The organism is Chromohalobacter sp. 296-RDG (genome assembly GCF_029889885.1).
Taxonomy (GTDB): domain Bacteria; phylum Pseudomonadota; class Gammaproteobacteria; order Pseudomonadales; family Halomonadaceae; genus Chromohalobacter.
Map to the genome: position 1 here is coordinate 216,897 of NZ_JARANY010000001.1, position 17,943 is coordinate 234,839.

Sequence of the window (17,943 nt, forward strand, 5' to 3'; positions counted from 1 at the left end):
GGGTGAAGTGTGAACAAGTCCGAGCTGATCGAAGCCATTGCTGCATCTGCCGACATTCCCAAGGCGGCTGCAGGCCGTGCGCTCGACGCCATGGTCGAGACCGTCTCCGATAGTCTGAAAAAGGGCGATTCCGTCGCACTGGTTGGATTCGGCACATTCTCCGTCAAGGAGCGTGCCGCGCGCACCGGTCGTAACCCTCAGACCGGTGAGACGATTGAAATCAGCGCTGCCAAGGTGCCGACGTTCAAGGCAGGCAAGGCGCTCAAGGACTCGGTCAACTAAGACCGGTCGAGCGGGGCCGAAGTGGTCGTCATGAGCGCGACGCATGACGAAAGCCGTGTTTGAAGCGAAATGTCGTGTCGGTTCGGTCCAGCCAAAGAGGCGTATCGCGTAAGCGGTGCGCCTTTTTCATGCCGGTGGCTGTGCTGGAAGTGTGACCCCATTTTGACCGGGGTACACTCGATGCCGGTATAATTCCTTCTGGTTTCAAGAATCTCCATCACGTCGAGGCAAGCATGCTGCAACGAATTCGAGAAGGCTCCCAAGGGTGGACCGCCAGAGTGATCGTGGGTGCGATCATAGTGACGTTCGCGCTTTTCGGGGCCGAGTCCCTGGTCGGGGTCTTCACCTCCGGCAGTGATGACGCCGCGACCGTGAATGGCGAGCCGATCGGCAAGCGAGCGGTCGAGATGCAGGTCCAGCGTGCGATTCGCTCCGGGCAAGTACCGCCCGATCAAGAACGCGAGCTGCGTAAACAAGTCACCGATCAATTGATCTCTACGGAGTTGCTGGATCAATACGCTGAAGAAGGGGGGATGCACCTTTCCGACGCTCAGATCGATCAGCTCATCGTGAGCCGTCCTGAGTTCCAGGATTCAGAGGGCAGTTTTTCTCAGGACGTCTTCTCCAACCGTCTTTCTCAAGCGGGCTACACGCCGTTGTCGTTTCGTAAAGAACTGCGCAGTGACATGAAGCGTCAGCAGCTTCAGCAGGGTATCGGACTGTCGACTTTGGTGTTGCCAGGGGAAGCCAAACGCTTGCAGGCCCTGGAAAATCAGACGCGTGATTTCCGCTATGCTGAGTTGACGGCAGACGATCTCGATACCTCGGTCGAGGTGAGCCAAGATGACATGCAGGCCTATTACGACGCGCATCAAGATCAGTATAAGCGCCCCGAGCAGGTCAAGATCGCGTACGTCGTGCTGGATCAGCAAGAGGTGGCTCGGGATGTCGACGTCGATGAGCAGCAAGTGCGAGACGCTTACGCGCAAGAGCGTCAGGACGCTCCTCGCGAAGTCGCACACATCATGGTCGATTATGGCGATGAGCGTTCTCGCGACGAGGCCATGACGCGTATCGAGAAAGCGCAGGACAAGCTCGACAACGGTGAAGACTTTGCAGCGGTGGCGGCCGAATACTCCGACGATACGGCATCCGCCGACCAAGGCGGTGACCTCGGTGTGATCAATCGCGGCTTCTTGGGCGAAGCGTTCGATGATGCTGCGTTCTCGTTGAGCGAAGGCGACGTTTCGTCGGTCGTCGATAGCGGCGATGGCCTGCATCTGATCAAGGTCACCGACATCGATTTTCCCAGTTTCGATGAAAGGCGCGACCAGCTCGCCGAGCAAGTGCGTCTCGACAACTCAAGTGATGCATTCAACGAGCAGGTTCAGGCGCTGGAAGACCAAAGCTATGCGGCAGAGGACTTACAGAGCGTTGCTGACGAGCTCGGCCTTGAGATGCGGACGAGCGACTGGGTCTCAAGGGACAGTGCCGATGGCGTGCTCGCTGAGCCTGGCGTGATGGATGCCGCCTTCAGCGAAGATGTGCTGGAAAATGGCTATAACAGCGATGTGCTTGAACTCGACGATCAACGCCGTGCCGTGGTGCGTGTCACCGACCATCGTGATGCCACGACCCTACCGCTCGATGACGTGAAGGACCAGGTGCGTGAAGCGACCCAGAAGGTCAAGACACGCGAAGCGCTGCAAGCCCGCGCCCAAACATTGGTCGAGGCGCTCAAGAATGGGGAATCTGTAGCACTCGACTGGCAGGATATCGAGGAGGCTACGCGCGATGGCGACAACGCGCCCGACAGCGTGTTGCAGAAGGCGTTCCGCCTGCCACATCCCGAGCAGGGCAGCAGCTTCGGGCAAGCTTCTACCGATGAAGGGGTCGTCGTCATCGAATTGACCGACGTACGCGACGGGGGTACCGGTGACGCGAGTGAAAGCACGCAAATGACCCAACGGTTGCGTGCGCAGGCCGCTATCCAAGGCTTGACCGAGACATTGCGCGAAGAAGCCGAGATCGAGCGTCATTGATCGAGGCCCACGGGTAAAGGTAAAAAAGCGCGGCTTCTGGAGCCGCGCTTTTTTTATTGGTGCAGGAACGTGCTTATCAATGGAGGGCCAAGGAGCGAGGCTCAGGAATACGTGTCGGTATGCCGCTCCAGGTCCTCGAGTATGGTCAGTGCTTCTTCGCGACTGTCGCCGCAAATCGTGCGATCGTAATCGAAGTCATGGCAAACGGTGGGACGCCGGGGATCGCCGAACAGGCGGCAGCGATTGTCGTCATCGAGTTGCGCGCAGCGCACGCCCGCCGGCTTGCCTGTGGGCATGCCGGGAATGGGGGAACTGATGGTCGGCGCGATGCAACACGCGCCGCAACCGACGCGGCAAGACATGGAGGTGTTCCGTATAGCGAATAATGGGTGATGTACTGGACGTCTCGGTCACGCTGATTCGGCGATGGCGCCCTTGTCGATTCCCTCGAAAGCCTGCACACGAATCCGACCGTATGTCTCTTGGGCTATCTTTTCTGCCAGCCAGGCAGCGATATGCTCGATGGTCGTGGGCGTGGAGAGTAGATGGCAGCGCTCACGGGGAAGCGTCAGATGAAACCGCCCCTGATCGGCGTGATAGGCGATGCTTAATGTATCCAGAGACTCATCGGCCTGTGGCGCGAGATCCTCGTCGTGGATCAAGTAGCAAGTATCCAGTGCCTGCGCCCACTGGTGCTCCAGTTCGGGAGCGCGTTGACCGTCCCGCCAGATATGCAGGCGCGAGCGGTGGCCGTGGGCGATACGCTGGCAATTGCCCGCATGGTGCTTGAGTCCATGGCTGTAAGTATAGGCGGCCGTCTCGATGTCTTCATCGCGCAAACGCAGGCGAATTGTCTCCACCTTGGCAGGAGGACGACGGCTGAGTTCGCTGGAGAGATGCGTGGCCAATTGCTGCGTGGTGATCTCCGACCAGGGCAGCAGAGTGAAGCTTTGACGCGGGCCCCGGAGCTCCATGGGGTAAGGGAATTGCGTGCGCAGGCAGAGCCCCTCGGCGCAATCGAGCACTTGGATCCCGGGCGCTTGGGTCGGTACCAGCAGGGTGTGGTCGAGGCCCTCGTCGAGCCGCGATTTGATCCAGGGTTTGACCTCTCCGAAGTCGAACAGCATGCCGTCGGGGCCGAGTGCGCCGTCGAGCTCGGCATCGACATGCCAGCTAACGCCGGTCAAGCCAAGTTCGGGAGACCACAGCGAGGCGTCGATATGGGTAAGGTGGTTGACGAAAAGCGTCATCAGTCGATTCCCGCGATCTTGTGGGTTTGCAGCGCCAGGCGCCACTGTGGATGAGCGAGGCAGTAAGACACGGTGTCCCGCATGGTCGTGCCTTGTCCGCCGCGTGGCGCGAGATCCATCGGCTGCAGGAAAAAATGCCTGAAGGCGAGATGCGTGAAGTGTTCGGGCATGGCATCGGACTGCGGAAACACCAGTTTCAGCTCATCGCCTTGCGTGATGCGCAACGTCGCATCGCCTTTGGGGCTGACACATAGCCAATCGATGCCGTCGGGCGGTGCGAGCGTGCCGTTGGTCTCGACGGCGATTTCGAACCCTTGGGCATGCATGGCCTCGATGAGTGGTGTGTCGAGCTGGAGCAACGGCTCGCCGCCGGTGAAGACCACGTAGGGCACGGCGGTCTCCTGCGCATGAGGCCAGAGGCTCATGAGATGGGTCGCCAAGGCTTGGGCGTCCTCGAAGCGACCGCCGTGCTGACCGTCGGTACCGATGAAGTCAGTGTCGCAAAAGCGACAGTGGCTGGTGGCGCGGTCGCGTTCACGCCCCGACCAGAGATTGCAGCCCGTGAAGCGGCAGAACACGCTGGCACGCCCAGCGCGGGCGCCTTCACCCTGGAGCGTATAGAAAGCTTCCTTGACGCTGTACATTACGACATCTTCTCCGGCGCAGCATAGGTCAGGGGATCATCGACGCCCTGCGCGGCGAAGGCCGCCAGACGCTCCCGGCAGCTACCGCATTGTCCGCAGGCGTACTCGCCTCCCAGGTAGCAGGTCCAGGTCTGGGCGTAATCGAGCCCCATCGCCAGGCCGTCGGCCAAGATGGTGTGCTTGCTGGCGTGCAAATAGGGCGCCGCGATGCGCACGGGATTGAAGTCGGCGATGGCGGCGACGTCATTAACCCGCTCGACGAATTCGGGACGACAGTCGGGATACAGCACGTGATCGCCGCCGTGGGCACCATAAAAGCAGACATTGGCACCGATGTTGATGGCGTGACCGATGGCCAGCGAGAGCAGGATCATGTTGCGATTGGGTACTACCGTAGCGGCCATGTTGTCGGCATCGTAGTCGCCCCCGGGCATGTCGCGATCGGCATCGGTAAGGGCGGAATTGCCGATCAGGCCGTGGATCGCGCGAATGTCGACCACTTGGTGGGCGACGCCCAACTGCTGGCAGGCCTGGCTTGCCGTCTCGAGTTCACGCGAGTGGCGCTGGCCGTAGTGGAACGACAAGGCGTGGACGTCGAACCCGGCGCTCAAGGCGCGATGCAGAACGGTATAGGAGTCCATCCCGCCGGAGTATATGACCACGGCCTTGGCGGTATCGTCGGGTGTAGTGAGCGCGGTCAGAGAGCTTGCCCCAGCGCTGGCGGGCTGAGGTGCATGGTGCGGTGTGTCGGTCATGAGATTTGTCCTGAGCGGAGAATTTTTAGCCTCCCGCAAATGTCACGACACTCGCGGGAAACACGCCCGGGATCCGGTCCGGACGAAGCGCGCACAGTGTAACCGGCGAACCATTCGCCGGCTAGCGTGGCGTCACCTCAGCGCGCTGCGTTCGCCGCATAGCGAGGCTAGAAACTGGCGCCGGCGCTGGGCCTCGGGCAACGGCTGTGATACCAGATGGACGAGCTTGGTAAATGCCGCTTCGGGCGTCATGTCGTTGCCGGCGAGGGCGCCGATATCCTTGAGTACATTGCCGCTGGCATATGTGCCGAGTGTCACGGGGCCGTGCGGACACTGGCTGATGACGGCGAGCATGGTGCCACGGCTGCTGGCGGCGGCCAGCTCGCTCGCCAGGGCAGTGTCTTCGGGAATATTGCCGCTCCCCCAGCTTTCGAGAACGGCACCGTGTACCGTGTCGTCGTCGAGCAGTCGCGCGATCTGGCGTGCTTGAATGCCGGGCCACAGTGGTAGGCGTATGACCGCCGACGTGGGCACCAAATCGGGTAGCTCGAAGCGTGGCGCACCGCTAGGCGAAAGACATCGCGCGGCATAGAGGACCGGCTCGTCATCGATGATCTCGCCCAGCAGCGGCCAGTTGGGGGCGTGAAAAGCATTGAACGCTTGAGTATCCCATTTGCGGGTGCGGCAGCCGCGCATGAGTTTGCCGTCGAAGGCGATGGCCACTTCGGTGAGATTCGTCTGAGCAGCGAAGCGCAGCGCCGTTTCGACGTTATCGAGCGCATCGCTGTTGGGTATTTCCAGCGGTTTCTGTGCCCCTGTTACGACGACGGGTTTGCCCAGGCCTTGCAACTGGAAGGCTAGGCTCGAGGTGGACCACGCCAACGTATCGGTACCATGCAGGACCACGAAGCCGGCATAGTCCGCATAGCGTTCGGCAATGTCACGCGCCAGGCGTTGCCAGTCGGCGGGCGTGGCGCTGCTCGAGTCGATGGGCGTCGTGTATTCGAGCATTTCGAAAGGCGGTATGGCATCGCGCCGGTACGCGGCGAGATGCGTGAAGGCCTGGCGCAGACGCGCCTCGAAGTCGCTACCGGGGCGGAGCCCTCTAGGCCCGTCGAGCATGCCCAGGGTGCCGCCTGCATAAAGAACGAGAACGGTGTTGGAAGTCATGGTGTCACGGATGTCCGGGAAGATATCGGGATGGCGCGATGATAGCTAGTCGTTGTCTCGTTCGGCCAGCGACCACCCATCGGAGGTGCGTGATGGCGTTGTCGAGGCGTTCAGGGCGGCGGTCTTTTCGCGTATCGCAGCGACGTCCTCGTGGCTGACGAAGCGCAACTTGCCGTCGTTGCGCTGGGGCTGAGAAATCAAAGGCCCCTGAAAGCGCCAGCAACGCTCGGGGACCCAGGAGACGTAATAACGTCGACCGTCGTACTCGGCTTCGCGCTCATTGATCAGACGTAATTCGTCGCGTAGCGGTAATCGTGCGAAGAGATCGGAGTGCAAGACCTCATGGTGCTCACCGATGCGCACCGGCCCCACGAATGTGCCGCGGGCCAATGTGCATCGGCGACGCGACATCCGCTCCGTGCCCCCTGCCATCCCCTTGCCGCAAAGGTGCAAGGTCGTGTCGTCGAATTGTTTGATGACCCAGATGGCAATACCGTGTTGGCGGGATAGGCGGTCTTGCAACCACTCGAGCATGCAAAACTCCTTCGGCCGTCGATAAGCGCCGCCGGGCTCGGGGGTGGCCCCGACCCCGGTGAGGCGTGTATTACAGGTCGTGCCCGAGAATGACTTGGCAGATGGCGGCGAAGCTGCGCGCTTCCGGTGGGTGATCGAGGTCGATTCCCAACGACCGGCTTATATCGGAGGCCGAAACCAAACCGCGAATGATCGGGGCCTGCTCCCCGGGTGCAGTAATCAACAAGTGTTGGTCGCCGGATGCCTTGAGCGTTTCCACGAGCTCGCCGACTCGAGCGGCTTCCAACTGAGCTAGCGGCAGTGAGTGCAACTGCGCGCGTGGCGTCTGGATCATATCCACGGTGACTTCCTCGCGCGGCACATCATGTTTCTGCATGGCGATGGTGATCTTGCGTCCTCCGACTAGCTCGCGAGCGTTGATGACACCGGTGAATCGCCCGTCTGGCCCCATGACCATGAGCAAGCGAACGCCTGCCTGTTTCATGGTGTTGAGGGCCTGCGAGATGGTGTTGGAGGTGAGGATGGTCTGGGCACGCTGCGTGCTGAAATCGGTCAAGAGTCGCGCCGCTGGGCTTTCCAGCGTCAGCTTGTGACGTGTGGCGCGTGGTTGAGCGATGCCGGTGACGCCGTCCAGCTCCGATAGGGTCAGCGTGGAATAGAGGCTCGGTGAAGGAGATGTCGTCATGATGGATTTGCCCCATTAGCTGAGCCGCCAAGCCGCGTCTAAACCGTTGGACGAGGCTTGGCGGGCAGGATTTACATGTGCTGGCGAAGATCGCCACGGACACTGTCGAGAAAAGTAATGAAATGGATGTCGCGATCGTCATCCTGACGGTCGATGCGGCACCCCATTTGCATGGTGCGTTTGACGAGAATTTCGTCGTAAATATCCAGTGTGACCTTGAGCGCTGGCTTGTCGCCAGGCGTGAGGCTGCCGTCTTCGAGTGTGAAGCTTTCAAGCAGCGTGCCGCGTACACGCGTAATACCGCCTTCGGCAAGAACGCGGCGTACAAAGAGCCAGCCTTCGCATGCCAGCGAGTCTTCATGAGCGCGCTGACGCAAAAATAGCGTACGGTAACAAGCGCCCTCGGCGGCACCTTTTTCCGCCATGCTGCGGTAGCCTTCGGCGACACGCGACGCCATGGCGCCTGACTCGGCCAGTTTACGCACGGCAGCGTCATGTTCGCGATGGAGCTGGTCTTGACGTTGAAAGCGTTGCCAGCGTGCGTAGTCGGCGAAAAGCGATGTCGAGTCCATCGTGGCTGTGGCTCCTGAGGTCGATTCGAGTTACCTATCATCGCGCATCGAGGCGTGATATTGCCAGCGTCGACGCTCGGGGCGGGACGCGTTGCTCTGCCTCGAGCCGTCAGAAATGATCACGCGCAAGGGCTAAAGTTTACGCACCTGGGGCCGATGTATGAATAGAGCTCGTAAAGTTAGTCTTTTCGGCGCTAGCGTCGGCGAGCCTCATGGTAAAAAGATCAACCTACTCGCTGAGGGCATGTCATGCCTACGATTACTTCCCTGGGTGTCGGTTCGGGTCTGGATTTGAGTGGCTTGCTGGACGATTTGAAAAAAGCCGAGAGCGCGAAGCTAGAACCGATTACCGAACAGAAGAAAAACTACGAAGCCAAGCTGTCAGCCTTTGGGCGCCTGGAAAGTGCGCTGGACTCGCTGCGCGAGTCGGCAACGGCGCTCAGTGATCCCGAGACCTTCCAGGCGCTGAGCAGCAAGATGCAGGGCGATGCCGTCAGCGTATCGACCGACAACACGGCCGTCCCGGGGCGTTATCAGATCGAGGTTAGCGCCTTGGCCCGGTCGCAGACGCTTGCTTCCGAGGGTTTCGAAAAAGAAGCCGAGCTCGACACCGGCGAGCTTTCTTTCAACGTTGGCGACGAGGCGTTTGCCATTACCCTCGACGATGGCAACAACACCTTGGAAGGCTTGCGGGACGCGATCAATGCGAAGGATGCCGGCATCAGTGCCTCGATCATCAATGATGGCAGCGATAAACCCCAGCGCCTGGTACTGACCGCCACCGAGACGGGTGAAGTGAACCAAATCGCGATTTCTTCCGAGGATGCGGCGTTACAGGCGGCTTTCGGCTTTGATGCGGCGGATCCCGATGCCAGCGACATGCGTCAAACGGTGGCCGCGCAGGATGCACGGTTGAGCGTGAATGGTATCGCCATCACCAGTGCCTCCAATCATGTCGAAGGGGCGTTACAAGGGGGGACGTTCGACTTGCAGGCGACCAATGAGGGAGAGTCGGATGCGCTGACGCTCAGCCGCGACGATGGCGCGGTCAAGGATTCTCTCGATGATTTCGTCAAAGCCTACAATTCGCTGCAAGAGCGCATGTCGAGCCTGACGTCGTTCGATGCCGAGTCCGGAGCGGCGGGAGAGCTGCTTGGCAATTCCACGCTGCGAGGCGTTGAGTCGCAACTGCGCAATGCCATGGGGCATGTTGGGGACGGTGAATTTGCGTTGTTGTCCAACATGGGGATTTCCCTGGCACTCGATGGCACGCTCGAGGTTGACGATGAGGCCCTGGACGAAGCGATCGACGGCAATCTCGACAGTGTCAGCGCGTTTTTCGTCGGTGATGTCGACGATGAAGAACGTGACGGGTTCGCCGCCAGCCTGGACACGGTGTTGGGCAACCTGCTCGATGATGGCGGAACACTGGGTACGGCCACCAGCGGTATCGATACCTCTATCGAGCGCCTGGGTGAACGTTATACCAGCATGCAGGACTCCATCGATGCGACGGTGGCGCGCTACCGCACGCAATTCGCCGAACTGGATTCGCTGGTGTCGCAAATGAACTCGACGAGTTCTTATCTGACCCAGCAATTCGACAGCTTGAACGCACAAATGAATCAGTAGGGGAACTATCATGAATATGATGCGAGGTGCCCAGGCCTATGCCCGTGTCGGCGTTGAATCCGGGGTGATGTCGGCCAGCCCCCATCAGTTGATCGTGATGCTTTTCGACGGCGCGCAAGCCTCCATCCGGGCTGCCAAAATGCACATGGAGGATGGCAATATCTCCGCCAAGGGGCAGGCAATTTCCAAGGCCTTGAATATTGTCAATAATGGGTTGGCGGCGGCGCTCGATCATGAGCGCGGCGGTGAACTGTCGGAGCGCTTGGGAAGTTTGTATGACTATATCGCGCGGTTGTTGCTGAGAGCCAACTTGCGCAACGATCAAGTCGCGCTCGACGAGGCCGCGCATCTGCTGGAAGATATCGGTTCGGCCTGGCGCGAAATCGCCCCGCAAGTGGATGGATCATGACATGAGCAATGCGTCGGAGCGTCTGGACATCTATGAGAATATGCTCGAGCGTTCCCGGGCGATGCTCGAAAGTGCACGTCACCAGGAGTGGGACGCGTTGATTCAACAGCGTGCCCGCCATGTGGCCGATGTCGAGACATTGCGGCGCGCACCTCAAGGTGAACGACTCAATGCGCAAGAGCGCCAGTACTGCGCGCGCATGATCGAGGAAATTCTCGAGCATGATCGCGTCATTCGAGATCAGCTCGATGCCCGCTGTGAGGAGCTCACGCAATTGATCGGCAACTCTCGGCGCCAGCAAGCGCTGGTGCGTGCCTATAATCAAGGGCAGGGCACGCTGTCGCAACGCACACGCTCCTCTCGGGGCACTGAAGGGCGCACGTGAGTGGCATAACGCCCATTATCGACACATTGCTCCATCAGGTGCTGGGGCAACGTATCGATGCGCCTCGAACGACTGACCTGCCTGCGCCGGTCAAGCCAGTGCTCTCCGGGAATGCCATCGAATCATTGACCCGTGAAGGCGGCGGGCTTCAGCAGCGCGGCTCCTCACAAGCCGAGTTCACCCCGGCACGTGCCTCGGCGCTTCTCGAAGCGGGCGTGCCTTCAGGCAAGTCGGAGGAGCACTCGGCGGCGACGCCCAGTTCATCCACGACGCATTTCAGTACCGCCGCGCGCACCATTGCTGATGTGCTGGCGCGTTTTCCCGCGCCGCCTTCGTCGATTACCTCTCCGCAGCCGTTGCTCCAGGAGGGAGAGGCGTCGCCGAGGCTTCTAGCATCTCAATTGCAGCAAAATATTCAACACAGTGGCGTGTTCTACGAGTCGCACCTGGCGCGTTGGCTGAAGGGAGAATGGTCGACGGCCGCGTTGGCGCGCGAACCGCAGATGGCGTTGGCACCGCGAATGCCGGTGGCAACCGGACTTGCTACGACCGAAACGCCTCATGCGGCGCGTATGACAGACACGGGGCCGCCCACTTCACGCGCGACCATGGCCGAGATGGCATCACCGGCCACGTTGACTTCCTTACGCCCCGCGACCACGGCCAATCATTTCGCCGAGGCGCCTTTGCTCGCTCAGCAAGGTGATTCTCCGGAGTTGCTCGCGGTGCGGGGAGATATGTCAACGAGCGGACAGCATCATACGCTGGCGAGTTCAGCCTTGCAGCAAATCGGCACGGATCAAAACGATACCTTGCAGTCTGTCGTCCGCCACCAATTGGAGATGTTGGTGACGCCGTCGTTGCGTTGGGAAGGCATGCTGTGGCCGGGCGTCATGCTAGCCATGACACTGCAGCAATGGTCGGAGGGCGATGGCCAGGATGCTGACGGTCAGGCGCAATCGCAGGGGCATGATAAATCACCCTGGCATAGTGAGATGAATATCTCCTTACCGAATCTCGGTGACGTACATATCGCCATGACGTTACGTGCCGAGCGGGCTTCGTTGTCGATCTCGGCGCCTGAGGGGGAGGGCCTGGAGCGCCTTTCGGAACAGGTGTCGGCTTTGCATGAGCGCCTTGATGCCTTGGGAGTGCAAGCCGTGATCGACGTGCACCGTATGCCTGACAACGACGCAAGTGAGGAACGCCATGAGTGACACGCCTGACGAAAGGCGACGTGCCGTTGCGTTGGCTTATCAAGATCCCTCAGCGGCGCCTGTAGTGGTCGCCAAGGGATACGGTGACCTGGCGGAACGCATCGTCTCGACAGCCCAGAACGAAGGCATCTTCGTGCATGATGCCCCCGAGCTGGTGGCACTTTTGATGCAGGTCGATCTGGATTCTCAAATCCCTCCCACCCTGTATCAAGTCATTGCCGAGCTTTTGGCCTGGGTCTATGACCTGGAGCATGAAGAGGCGACCTCGAATATCGACTCGGGAACGTCCGCACGTCGCTGAATTGCGACGAAGGGGTGCGGTTTATTGACGCACCCCGTTCTTATAGCTTGCTTATAATTGACCTGATGTGGCGGCCCTCGAGCCGTCGGCAACGCTTGCTGCTAGCGTGTTACCGCCTTGTGCACCATGGCCGATTTCGTACTTACGAGTGAGCCACATCGCTCCTCTTTTGTAAGGAATTGTTGGTTTCAATGTAGGAGATGTTGAATCTTTTCATAAAAACGTCTCAAAATGATGCGACGGTAAGAATCGAGTCAGCCGAAAAAGCAAAAAAACTGGCTCATCGGAGAGAGGTCGTAGAAACCTCCTTCGCCACAATAACGTCGTACGCAGGGAATTATATGGAAACCGATAGCCTTCTGGATGATATTCAAGATATCAACCTGTCCTACCTGCTGCTTACGCAGCGCATGATCAGCGAAGATCGCACCACTGCGCTCTTTCGTCTCAAGATGGATGACGAAATGGCGGATCTCATCGCTTCCTTGTCGATCAAGCAACTGACACAACTCGCGCGAACGAATCAACTGCTCTGCCGACTCTGCTATGACGAGCCGGAGCAACTGCGAAAGCTGACCCACAATCAGCGGGAGCAGGGGTTGGGGCAGACGCATGCTGCCCTGTTGATGGCGAGCGCACGTAACGAGTGCTCGTCCGTCTCTTCGAACTGAGGAGTAGCGTCGTGAGTGAGAAAAGTCTAGTGGGCGAGATGCTGCAGGTGCAGCTCGCCATCGAGTTGATCGATCTGGGGGCGCGTCTGCAGGTACTCGAGACCGAGACAGATTTGAGTCGTGGGCGCTTGATCAAGCTTTACAAGGAAGTGCGCGGCATGTCGCCCCCCAAGGGCATGCTGCCGTTTTCGACCGACTGGTTCATTACCTGGATGCCGAACATCCATTCTTCGTTGTTTTATAATATTTACAGGAGTCTGCTCGAGGACGGCGGTTGCGAGCGAATGTCGGCTTTCGTCAAGGCCTTCAGGCTGTATCTAGAGCAGGTCAGCCTCGAAGCAGGGGAGCCAGTGCTGGGATTGACGCGCGCCTGGACGCTCATTCGCTTCTTTGAAAGCGGCATGATGCAACTCTCGCCTTGCACCCGTTGCGGTGGTCATTTCGTCGCCCACGCGTACAGTCCCGATCACGACTTCGTGTGTGGTATTTGTCAGCCACCTTCGCGTGCCGGCAAGACACGCAAGAAGCGTCAGGCCGAAGAGCGGGTGACAACACCGCGTCATCAGTCTGCGCCGGCTTCTGAGTCGGATGGGATGACGGCGCGACGCCTCGTCGCTAGATAGGCGTTCGCGTATCTAGTGTCGTCGCGATCGCAGGGGGGACGACCGATACCGGAAAGCGACACGACGCATTTCTGCGTTTTTTCATTCAAGGCGTGTCGCTTCCTGCCGATAGAGATATCAACGGGCCAGTTATGCATGCCGCTAGGAGCGTTCTGCTGTGTTGATTCTAATCGGCTATTTGGTTGTTATCGCATCGATCGGGGGTGGTTATACCTTCATCGGGGGCCACTTCGGTGCGCTATTCCAGCCATCCGAAATTCTCATGATCGTCGGTGCTGCCGTGGGTGCCTTCATCGCAGCCAACAATGGCAAGGCGATCAAGGCTACCCTGCGTTCATTTTCGAAGCTCAAGCGCACCAATAAGTACAACAAGGCGATGTACATGGAGTTGATGGCATTGCAGTACCGCCTGCTGACCAAAGCGCGGCGGGACGGCATGCTGGCCCTCGAACGTGATATCGACTCTCCCGAGGATAGTGCGATCTTCTCCGACTATCCCAAGATCTCTAGTGACCCCTTGATCATGGCGTTCATCACCGACTACTTGCGTTTGATGGTCAGTGGCAACATGGATCCTTTCGAGATCGATACGCTCATGGAGCACGAGATCGACACCTTCCAGCACGAGGCGGAAATCCCCTCCCATTCTCTACATAGTGTCGGTGATGGCCTGCCTGCATTCGGCATCGTGGCGGCCGTCATGGGCGTCGTTCATGCCTTGGGGGCAGCCGATCAGGGCGCGGCAGCCATGGGACAGATGATCGCTCAAGCACTGGTGGGAACTTTCCTGGGGATTCTGCTCGCCTACGGGTTCGTGCTACCTGTCGCCCAGCGCCTTCAACTCCAGATCACCGAAGCCACCAAGATGCTGCAATGCATTCGCGTGACTTTGATGGCGAGCCTTAACGGTCTGGCGCCTCAGTTGTCGGTGGAATTCGGGCGCAAGGCCCTGTTCACCGCCGAGCGGCCCTCGTTCACTGAGCTCGAAGAACATGTCCGTGCAGAGGGAAGCGGTACACGTGACACTGGGACGGGGTAAGCATGAGCAGCGAACGTCGTCCCATCATCGTCAAACGCAAGAAAGTCGTCAGTAAAGGGCATCATGGGGGCAACTGGAAGATCGCCTATGCCGATTTCATGACGGCGTTGATGGCGCTCTTCCTGGTGCTCTGGATTCTGTCGATGGTACCTGAAAAAGAGCTCGATAATATCGCCGAATATTTCCGTACGCCCTTGGCGGTGGCGATGACCGGCGGTGACAAGTCGACGGCGAGTACCAGTGCGATCCCTGGCGGCGGGGCGGACCCCACCTTCTCCGAAGGTGAAGAGCGGCGCATTGACAAACGCCAGCAATCGCGCCCCAGCGACGAGATGCGACGTTTGAGGGTGCTGCGGGACCGCCTGGAACGCCAGGTTCGCGAAGATCCCAACCTGCGGCAGATGAGCTCGCAGTTACGTACCGACTTCATTCCGGAGGGCCTGCGCATTCAGCTTGTCGATACCGACAAGCGGCCCATGTTCGAGTTGGGCAGTGCCCGACTCGCACCGTACATGCGGGATCTCTTGCAAGCTCTGGCGCCAGAGCTCAACGCGGTGCCCAATGCGATTAGCCTCACTGGGCATACGGATGATCTGCGTTACGCCGGCGGAGAAGCGGGGTATAGCAACTGGGAGCTTTCCGCCGACCGAGCCAATGCGTCGCGTCGTACCCTGGTCGCGGCCGGGCTCGATGCCGGCAAGTTGCTACGCGTCGCGGGCATGGGATCACGCGTCAACCTGGAGGGTACAAAGCCCAGTGATGCGATCAATCGGCGTATCAGCATCGTCGTACTGTCGGAGCACGCCGCCGAGCAGATCCGCGATCAGGGCGAAGCCGGTGCGGCGAGTCCCGAGACGATACTCAACCGTACGGATGATAGGCAGCGAGAAGGGTTGTCGCCGACGCAAGGCGCTGACTCACTAATGCGTAACGCACTCCCGCAAGTGTATGAACGCACCACTGGTGGCGGTGAAGGGCAAGATCAGCCATCGCCCTAACGATCACGATTACGATCACGTGGAACGAGCATGGATATAACAGAATTCTACGAGACCTTTTTCGAAGAGGCCGAAGAGCTACTGGGCGACATGGAGCGCCACCTGCTCGAGCTAGATCTCGACGAGCCGGATCCGGAGCAACTCAACGCCATTTTTCGTGCCGCACATTCGATCAAGGGGGGCGCGGGCACCTTCGGGTTCAGCGTGCTGCAAGAAACCACGCACATGCTCGAAAACCTGTTGGATTATGCCAGGCAGGGCGAGCTCATCTTGCGTACGGATATCGTCGACCTCTTTCTGGAAACCAAGGATATGCTTCACGACCAACTTAATGCCTACCGCAATGGCGCCGAACCGGATCCGGAAGTCTATACCCGAATTTGTCAGACGCTGAAGCAGCTAGCGCTGGATGAGTTGGGACATGGCGTGGGCAGCGAGCCCGAGGCCGATATCGCGCCACCCGAGCAGACGTCGGATGAAGCCGAAAGTCCGGCTAGCGGGAATACGGTTGGTGAGGACGCGTTGGAGGGGCAGGCGCATGACACTCAAGCCGCCGACGCCAACGCCGACGCCGACGCCGATACCGGCTGGCTTCACGTCGTGCTCTTGAACGTCTCCGACAAGGACCGTGAACTCCTCGTCGAGGAACTCGGAAATTTGGGTGCCGTGCAAGAGCAGCATGGAGATGCTGCGCGTTATGAGGTGGTGCTGGAAAGTGCCTCCAGCCGCAGCGATATCGAAGCTGTGATGTGTTTCATCGTCGAGCCTGAACAGCTAGACATCTCTGCGATCGCCGCACCGACCGAGACGACACAGGCCGAGGCTGCTGCGGCATCCACCGTGGCGCAGGACGATGCACCGACACCCGAGGCACCGGCCCCTGCCGAGCAGGCGAAGGCTCCCGCAGAAAAAGCACCGGCCCAGGCAGCGACCGATGAAAAACCTGCGAATGCGGCGCCAGGCAAAAAGGGTGGTGGTGCCAAGAAAAAGGCCGGTGGGGAGTCGGCGACGATTCGTGTGCCGGTGGAAAAGGTCGATCAGATCATCAATCTTGTCGGTGAACTGATCATTACCCAGTCCATGCTCGATCAAACCGCCAGCGAACTCGACGTGGATGCGCATGGGCCACTGGTCAATGGCATGAACCTGCTGCAGCGCAACGCGCGTGACTTGCAGGAGTCGGTGATGTCGATCCGCATGGTGCCGATGGACTATGTGTTCAGTCGCTTTCCACGCTTGGTGCGCGATCTTACCGGCAAGCTGGGCAAGGACATCGAGCTGGTCACCGAGGGCCAGTCCACCGAGCTCGACAAGAGTCTGACCGAGCGCATCATCGATCCTTTGACGCACCTCGTGCGCAATAGTCTCGATCATGGTATCGAGATGCCTGATGTTCGCGAGGCTGCAGGAAAGCCACGTACAGGCCAACTGACGCTTTCTGCCCAGCACCAGGGCGGTAACATCCTCATTGAAGTGAAGGACGATGGGGGCGGTCTCAGCCGCGACAAGATCCTCGCCAAGGCGGCTCATAACGGGTTGACCGTTTCCGACAGCATGAGCGACAGCGAGGTCTGGCAGCTTATCTTCGCGGCGGGTTTCTCGACCGCCGATCAGGTCAGTGACGTCTCTGGACGCGGCGTGGGTATGGACGTCGTCAAGCGCAATATTCAGGCCATGGGCGGCCACGTCGAGATTCAGTCCTGGCCTGGGAAGGGCACCACGACCCGCGTGGTATTGCCGTTGACCCTGGCCATCCTCGATGGCATGTCGGTCAAGAGTGGGTCAGAAATTTTCATCCTGCCGCTCTCGGCAGTGTTCGAGTCGCTACAGCCCAGCAACAATGATATCTACTCGATGGCGGGCAACGACAAGTTGCTCAAGGTGCGCGACGAGTACCTACCGCTGATCGCCTTGCACGACATTCTGCACATCGACGGCGCCGAGCAGGACCCGACCCAATGTATCGCGGTCATCCTGCAGGCCGAGGGCCGGCGCTATGCCTTGTTGGTCGACGATCTCGTCGGGCAGCAACAAGTGGTGGTCAAGAACCTCGAAACCAACTACCGCAAGGTGCCGGCCATATCCGCCGCGACGATTCTAGGAGACGGCAGCGTGGCGCTGATTCTCGACGTCGCCGATGTCAACCGCTTGCACCGTCAGCGTGCCACGCCCCACAAGCACGCCGAACTAACCGCATCACGCCAGGAGGACGTAGTTTCATGAGTGACATGACCCAGGCCGCCGAGGCGGCTATCGATACGCAAAGCCAGGAATACCTGGTGTTCTCGCTGGGTAGCGAGGAATACGCCGTCGATATCCTGAAAGTGCAGGAAATCCGTGGCTATGAAAACGTGACCCGCATCGCCAATGCTCCTGAGTTCATCAAGGGCGTGACCAATCTGCGCGGTGTGATCGTGCCGATCGTCGACCTGCGCATCAAGTTCAATCTCGACAAGATCGAATACGAAGGACAGACCGTGGTGATCGTGGTCAACGTCGCCGACCGGGTCGTGGGCATCGTAGTCGATGGAGTGTCTGACGTCATGACGCTCTCCTCTGACCAGATCAAGCCTGCCCCCGAGTTCGGTGAGACGCTGTCTGCCGATTACCTCAGTGGTCTGGGCAGTCTCGAGGATCGCATGCTGGTCATCGTCGATATCGAGAAACTGCTGACCAGCGAGGAAATGGCATTGGTCGAGCAACAAGCACAATAACGCTGTCGCGAGGCGTCACC

General features: G+C 59.5%; 21 protein-coding genes. 13 read left to right on the plus strand and 8 right to left on the minus strand.

All coding sequences use genetic code 11. The features are described from left to right. The first annotated feature begins 9 nt into the window (after positions 1-9). Positions 10-282, plus strand: a complete 273-nt coding sequence (locus tag OP495_RS01115) for an HU family DNA-binding protein (RefSeq protein WP_280562161.1) — start codon at positions 10-12, stop codon at positions 280-282. Between the two features lie 233 nt (positions 283-515). Further along, entirely contained in the window at positions 516-2,324 is a 1,809-nt protein-coding gene (locus OP495_RS01120) for a SurA N-terminal domain-containing protein (protein ID WP_280562160.1), read from the plus strand. Positions 2,325-2,425: 101 nt separating this feature from the next. On the opposite strand, the gene OP495_RS01125 is transcribed toward OP495_RS01120, so the two are convergent. From OP495_RS01125 to OP495_RS01160, 8 genes are all read right to left on the minus strand, one after another. Further along, the gene (locus tag OP495_RS01125) at positions 2,426-2,686 is read right to left on the minus strand and encodes a YkgJ family cysteine cluster protein (protein ID WP_280562159.1); all 261 of its coding nucleotides are present in this window, start codon (positions 2,684-2,686) and stop codon (positions 2,426-2,428) included. Between the two features lie 48 nt (positions 2,687-2,734). After that, a complete protein-coding gene (locus tag OP495_RS01130; RefSeq protein ID WP_280562158.1) occupies positions 2,735-3,574 on the minus strand; it encodes a 6-carboxytetrahydropterin synthase in 840 nt (279 codons plus the stop codon). Then, positions 3,574-4,218 (minus strand): 7-carboxy-7-deazaguanine synthase, encoded by a 645-nt coding sequence (gene queE / locus OP495_RS01135; RefSeq protein WP_280562157.1) that lies wholly within the window; start codon positions 4,216-4,218, stop codon positions 3,574-3,576. Before queE ends, OP495_RS01130 begins: the two co-directional genes overlap by 1 nt. Next, positions 4,218-4,973 carry a 7-cyano-7-deazaguanine synthase QueC gene (queC, locus tag OP495_RS01140; RefSeq protein WP_280562156.1) on the minus strand — a complete coding sequence of 252 codons (756 nt, stop codon included), beginning with the start codon at positions 4,971-4,973 and terminating at the stop codon, positions 4,218-4,220. The genes queE and queC overlap by 1 nt, the downstream gene beginning before the upstream one ends. Positions 4,974-5,105: 132 nt before the next feature. Then, positions 5,106-6,143: an asparaginase gene (locus tag OP495_RS01145; RefSeq protein WP_280566595.1), complete on the minus strand. Its 1,038-nt coding sequence runs from the start codon at positions 6,141-6,143 to the stop codon at positions 5,106-5,108. Between the two features lie 45 nt (positions 6,144-6,188). Next, entirely contained in the window at positions 6,189-6,677 is a 489-nt protein-coding gene (locus tag OP495_RS01150) for a hypothetical protein (RefSeq protein ID WP_280562154.1), read from the minus strand. A gap of 70 nt (positions 6,678-6,747) precedes the next feature. Continuing rightward, a complete protein-coding gene (locus tag OP495_RS01155; protein ID WP_280562153.1) occupies positions 6,748-7,362 on the minus strand; it encodes a CBS domain-containing protein in 615 nt (204 codons plus the stop codon). Between the two features lie 71 nt (positions 7,363-7,433). Beyond that, entirely contained in the window at positions 7,434-7,934 is a 501-nt protein-coding gene (locus OP495_RS01160; protein WP_280562152.1) for a hypothetical protein, read from the minus strand. 249 nt (positions 7,935-8,183) lie between these two features. On the opposite strand from OP495_RS01160, the gene fliD reads away from it, so the two are divergent. The 11 genes from fliD (at position 8,184) to OP495_RS01215 (ending at position 17,923) form a co-directional block, all read left to right on the plus strand. Continuing rightward, positions 8,184-9,566 (plus strand): flagellar filament capping protein FliD, encoded by a 1,383-nt coding sequence (gene fliD / locus OP495_RS01165; RefSeq protein WP_280562150.1) that lies wholly within the window; start codon positions 8,184-8,186, stop codon positions 9,564-9,566. A gap of 10 nt (positions 9,567-9,576) precedes the next feature. Beyond that, positions 9,577-9,975 carry a flagellar export chaperone FliS gene (gene fliS / locus OP495_RS01170; protein WP_280566598.1) on the plus strand — a complete coding sequence of 133 codons (399 nt, stop codon included), beginning with the start codon at positions 9,577-9,579 and terminating at the stop codon, positions 9,973-9,975. Position 9,976: 1 nt separating this feature from the next. Then, positions 9,977-10,360: a flagellar protein FliT gene (fliT, locus tag OP495_RS01175; RefSeq protein ID WP_280562148.1), complete on the plus strand. Its 384-nt coding sequence runs from the start codon at positions 9,977-9,979 to the stop codon at positions 10,358-10,360. Then, entirely contained in the window at positions 10,357-11,577 is a 1,221-nt protein-coding gene (locus OP495_RS01180) for a flagellar hook-length control protein FliK (RefSeq protein WP_280566600.1), read from the plus strand. The genes fliT and OP495_RS01180 overlap by 4 nt, the downstream gene beginning before the upstream one ends. Further along, on the plus strand, positions 11,570-11,878 hold the full coding sequence (locus OP495_RS01185) for an EscU/YscU/HrcU family type III secretion system export apparatus switch protein (RefSeq protein WP_280562145.1): 309 nt from the start codon (positions 11,570-11,572) through the stop codon (positions 11,876-11,878). Before OP495_RS01180 ends, OP495_RS01185 begins: the two co-directional genes overlap by 8 nt. A 341-nt stretch (positions 11,879-12,219) precedes the next feature. Then, the gene (gene flhD / locus OP495_RS01190; protein WP_040241465.1) at positions 12,220-12,549 is read left to right on the plus strand and encodes a flagellar transcriptional regulator FlhD; all 330 of its coding nucleotides are present in this window, start codon (positions 12,220-12,222) and stop codon (positions 12,547-12,549) included. Between the two features lie 11 nt (positions 12,550-12,560). After that, a complete protein-coding gene (flhC, locus tag OP495_RS01195) occupies positions 12,561-13,172 on the plus strand; it encodes a flagellar transcriptional regulator FlhC (protein ID WP_280566602.1) in 612 nt (203 codons plus the stop codon). Positions 13,173-13,329: 157 nt separating this feature from the next. After that, positions 13,330-14,211, plus strand: coding sequence for a flagellar motor stator protein MotA (gene motA / locus OP495_RS01200; protein WP_280562142.1), 882 nt, complete (start codon positions 13,330-13,332; stop codon positions 14,209-14,211). Between the two features lie 2 nt (positions 14,212-14,213). Further along, a complete protein-coding gene (gene motB / locus OP495_RS01205) occupies positions 14,214-15,209 on the plus strand; it encodes a flagellar motor protein MotB (protein WP_280566604.1) in 996 nt (331 codons plus the stop codon). A 30-nt stretch (positions 15,210-15,239) separates the two neighbouring features. Beyond that, positions 15,240-17,432: a chemotaxis protein CheA gene (gene cheA / locus OP495_RS01210; RefSeq protein ID WP_280566605.1), complete on the plus strand. Its 2,193-nt coding sequence runs from the start codon at positions 15,240-15,242 to the stop codon at positions 17,430-17,432. After that, complete coding sequence (locus tag OP495_RS01215) at positions 17,429-17,923, plus strand: chemotaxis protein CheW (protein WP_280562138.1); 495 nt, start codon at positions 17,429-17,431, stop codon at positions 17,921-17,923. Before cheA ends, OP495_RS01215 begins: the two co-directional genes overlap by 4 nt. The last annotated feature ends 20 nt before the right edge of the window (positions 17,924-17,943 follow it).

Coding starts and splice junctions, on each gene's coding strand:
- OP495_RS01120 (WP_280562160.1), top strand. CDS start 516: ATGCTGCAACGAATTCGAGAAGGCTCCCAAGGGTGGACCGCCAGAGTG.
- OP495_RS01125 (WP_280562159.1), bottom strand. CDS start 2,686: ATGTCTTGCCGCGTCGGTTGCGGCGCGTGTTGCATCGCGCCGACCATC.
- OP495_RS01130 (WP_280562158.1), bottom strand. CDS start 3,574: ATGACGCTTTTCGTCAACCACCTTACCCATATCGACGCCTCGCTGTGG.
- queE (WP_280562157.1), bottom strand. CDS start 4,218: ATGTACAGCGTCAAGGAAGCTTTCTATACGCTCCAGGGTGAAGGCGCC.
- queC (WP_280562156.1), bottom strand. CDS start 4,973: ATGACCGACACACCGCACCATGCACCTCAGCCCGCCAGCGCTGGGGCA.
- OP495_RS01145 (WP_280566595.1), bottom strand. CDS start 6,143: ATGACTTCCAACACCGTTCTCGTTCTTTATGCAGGCGGCACCCTGGGC.
- OP495_RS01150 (WP_280562154.1), bottom strand. CDS start 6,677: ATGCTCGAGTGGTTGCAAGACCGCCTATCCCGCCAACACGGTATTGCC.
- OP495_RS01155 (WP_280562153.1), bottom strand. CDS start 7,362: ATGACGACATCTCCTTCACCGAGCCTCTATTCCACGCTGACCCTATCG.
- OP495_RS01160 (WP_280562152.1), bottom strand. CDS start 7,934: ATGGACTCGACATCGCTTTTCGCCGACTACGCACGCTGGCAACGCTTT.
- fliD (WP_280562150.1), top strand. CDS start 8,184: ATGCCTACGATTACTTCCCTGGGTGTCGGTTCGGGTCTGGATTTGAGT.
- fliS (WP_280566598.1), top strand. CDS start 9,577: ATGAATATGATGCGAGGTGCCCAGGCCTATGCCCGTGTCGGCGTTGAA.
- fliT (WP_280562148.1), top strand. CDS start 9,977: ATGAGCAATGCGTCGGAGCGTCTGGACATCTATGAGAATATGCTCGAG.
- OP495_RS01185 (WP_280562145.1), top strand. CDS start 11,570: ATGAGTGACACGCCTGACGAAAGGCGACGTGCCGTTGCGTTGGCTTAT.
- flhD (WP_040241465.1), top strand. CDS start 12,220: ATGGAAACCGATAGCCTTCTGGATGATATTCAAGATATCAACCTGTCC.
- motB (WP_280566604.1), top strand. CDS start 14,214: ATGAGCAGCGAACGTCGTCCCATCATCGTCAAACGCAAGAAAGTCGTC.
- cheA (WP_280566605.1), top strand. CDS start 15,240: ATGGATATAACAGAATTCTACGAGACCTTTTTCGAAGAGGCCGAAGAG.
- OP495_RS01215 (WP_280562138.1), top strand. CDS start 17,429: ATGAGTGACATGACCCAGGCCGCCGAGGCGGCTATCGATACGCAAAGC.